We start from the raw sequence: 2,613 nt of genomic DNA, 5'->3' as shown, positions 1-2,613 counted from the left end.
GAACCGCGTCCCCCGCGCGGGCGCCCCGCCCGCGTGCCGGGCGCCCGCGCGAAGCCTCACCCCGTCACGTGCGAGGGCGTGAACTCCACCGGCAGCGACACCAGGGCGCGCACCCACACGGACTGCTGCCAGCGCAGCTCGTCCCGCTCGACGGTCAGCACCGCGTCGGGCAGCCGGTCCAGCAGCACCTCGACCGCCGCGCGCACGATGATCTCCGCGACCTGCGGCGCCGGGTACGGGCAGCGGTGCTCCCCGTGCGAGAACGACATCTGCGCCTGGTTGCCCAGTCCCCCGTCGCCGAAGCCGGGGCGCACCTGCGGGTCGGCGTTCGCCGCCGCCAGCCCGAGGATGATCATGTCCCCGGCCTCGATGCGCTGACCGCCCAGCAGCGTGGCGCGGGTGGCCCAGCGGCCCGCGAAGTTCTGCATCGGCGTCTCGTCCCACAGCACCTCGTTGAGCGCCTGCGGGACGCTGCGCCTGCCGCCGGACAGGGTGACGGCGAACCGCGAGTCGGTCAGCAGCAGCCGCAGGGTGTTGCTGATCCACGTCGACGTCGGCACGTGCGAGGCGGCGATGAGCACCACCAGGTTCGCGACCAGCTCGTCCTCGGTGAGGTCGGCGTGGTGCGCGGCCATCCACGACACGACGTCGTGGCCGGGCGCGGCGGCGCGGTCGCGGGCGATCTCGCGCAGCCGGTCCTCGGTCCGGTCGAACGCCGCGAGCGCGCCGGGACCGCCGGTGATCGACTCCATGAGGTCGGCGGTGAACCCGGCGGCCTCCTCGTCGGACATGCCGAACAGCCGCGCGATGACCAGCGCCGGGATGCGGTCGGCGAACTGGGTCTTCAGGTCCGCCTGGCCGGTCACCGCGAACGCGTCGATCAGCCGGTCCGCGATCTGCTCGACCTGCGCGTTCAGCTCGAACTGGTCCACCGCGCCGATGACGTCGCTGAACACGGCGGACAGCCTGCGGTGCTCCTCCCCCTCCGCGAACATGATCGACTTCTGGTGGCCGATGAACGGCAGCAGCGGCCAGTCCGGCGGGATGCGGTCCCACTGGTTCCAGCGCCGCGAGTCCCTGGCGAACAGCTGGTCGTTGACCAGCACGTGGTGCAGCTCCCGGTAGCCCATGACCAGCCACGCCGGGACGTCGCCCTCCAGCCGCACCTCGGCGACCGGGCCGTGCAGGGCGCGCAGCTCGCGGTAGACCTCGGCGGGGTGCTCGCGGAACCGCACGCCCTCCAGCGCGATGGCCGACCTGGCGTGCGCCGGGCACCCCGGTGGCGGGGGGCCGTGCTGCTGGACGTGCTGGGGCTGCGGCGCCAGCGACTGCTGCTGCGGCGCGAACCTGCCGCGCCGCGCTCTGCGCTCCACCGGGTCGGTCACGCGGGCTCCCCCGAGGTCGTGAGGGCGTAGAGGTGCTGGACGAGGGAGATCAGGACCTGCTTGCTGGAGTCCCGGTCGCGGGCGTCGCAGTCCAGCAGCGGCACGTGCGGCGCGAGGTCCAGCGCGTCCCGGATCTCCTCCAGCGAGTGCTGGTGGCCGCCGAAGTCGTTGCGCGCCACCACGAACGGCGTGCCGTGGTGCTCAAGCCGGTCGATGGCGTACCAGGAGTCGGCGAGCCTGCGGGTGTCCACCAGCACGACCGCGCCGAGCGCGCCCGCGAACAGCTGGTCCCACAGGAACCAGAACCGCTCCTGGCCGGGCGCGCCGAACACGTACAGCACCAGCTCGTCGTTGAGGCTGATCCGGCCGAAGTCGAAGGCCACCGTCGTCGTGGACTTGTCGCGCACGCCGGTGGCGTCGTCCACGCCGACCCCGGCCTGCGTCATGGTCTCCTCGGTGCTCAGCGGCCGGATCTCGCTGACCGAGCGCACCATCGTCGTCTTGCCGACGCCGAACCCGCCCACGACCACGATCTTCAGACCGGTGTGGGCGGTGCTGCGCAGCGGCGCCCGCGGGGCGGGGGCCTCAGAGGTTGTGGAGTCCAACGAGCACCTGCTTCAGCAGTTCGGGATCGGGCAGGACGGGGTGGCGGCGGGACTGGTGGGGCAGGGACGCGGCCCGCTGCTCCTCGGGCGCGGCGACGGCGGGGTGGCGGGCGGTGACCGCGCCCACGTCGAGGAGGTCCTGCAGCAGGATGCGCACGATGCTCACCGGGAGGCGCAGGTGCGCGGAGATCTCCACGACGGCCGTGGGCCGCCTGCACAGCCGCAGGATCCGGACGTGCTCCGACTGCGTCCCGCCCGCCGACGCGCTCTCGGTGACGATGAGCGTGACGATGTCCAGGTCGGTCGCGTCGGCACGGCTGCGCCCGCCGGTGACCGTGTAGAGCCGGTCCGGGTTCTCCCCGTCGAGGGCGCGGCGCGTCATGCCGGGCCGGCGGGGCGCGGGGCCTGGCGCGGCGGTGTGCTCATGTGCTCGCCGAGCTGCTCGACCAGCTCGCTCATGTTGTGGCCGACCTGGCCTGCGTCGGCGTCCTCACCGGCGACGACGGCCAGGTGCGCGCCCTGACCGGCCTCGACGATGAACAGCAGACCGCCGTGGAACTCGGTCATCGACGTGCGCACGCCGCCCGTCCCGTCGCCGAACTCGATCGACGCGCCGTAGGCCA

4 protein-coding genes are annotated in these 2,613 nt (G+C 73.4%); all 4 read right to left on the bottom strand.

From position 1 onward, the window contains the following. Positions 1-56 precede the first annotated feature (56 nt). On the bottom strand, positions 57-1,385 hold the full coding sequence (locus ACTUAL_RS02085; protein WP_440899070.1) for a cytochrome P450: 1,329 nt from the start codon (positions 1,383-1,385) through the stop codon (positions 57-59). Continuing rightward, positions 1,382-1,990, bottom strand: a complete 609-nt coding sequence (locus ACTUAL_RS02080) for a GTP-binding protein (RefSeq protein WP_440899069.1) — start codon at positions 1,988-1,990, stop codon at positions 1,382-1,384. Before ACTUAL_RS02080 ends, ACTUAL_RS02085 begins: the two co-directional genes overlap by 4 nt. Then, on the bottom strand, positions 1,971-2,372 hold the full coding sequence (locus ACTUAL_RS02075) for a DUF742 domain-containing protein (protein ID WP_440899068.1): 402 nt from the start codon (positions 2,370-2,372) through the stop codon (positions 1,971-1,973). The genes ACTUAL_RS02080 and ACTUAL_RS02075 overlap by 20 nt, the downstream gene beginning before the upstream one ends. Continuing rightward, positions 2,369-2,613, bottom strand: a 245-nt coding sequence (locus ACTUAL_RS02070) for a roadblock/LC7 domain-containing protein (protein ID WP_440899067.1), incomplete at its 5' end; no start/stop codon positions are given. The genes ACTUAL_RS02075 and ACTUAL_RS02070, both read right to left, overlap by 4 nt.

The organism is Actinosynnema sp., from assembly GCF_052038725.1.
Note: the sequence above shows the minus strand (reverse complement) of the source record. Positions and strands in the feature narration are given on the sequence as shown.

Excerpts from the sequence above, each read along its gene's own strand:
- ACTUAL_RS02075 (WP_440899068.1), bottom strand. The coding sequence starts at position 2,372 with ATGACGCGCCGCGCCCTCGACGGGGAGAACCCGGACCGGCTCTACACG.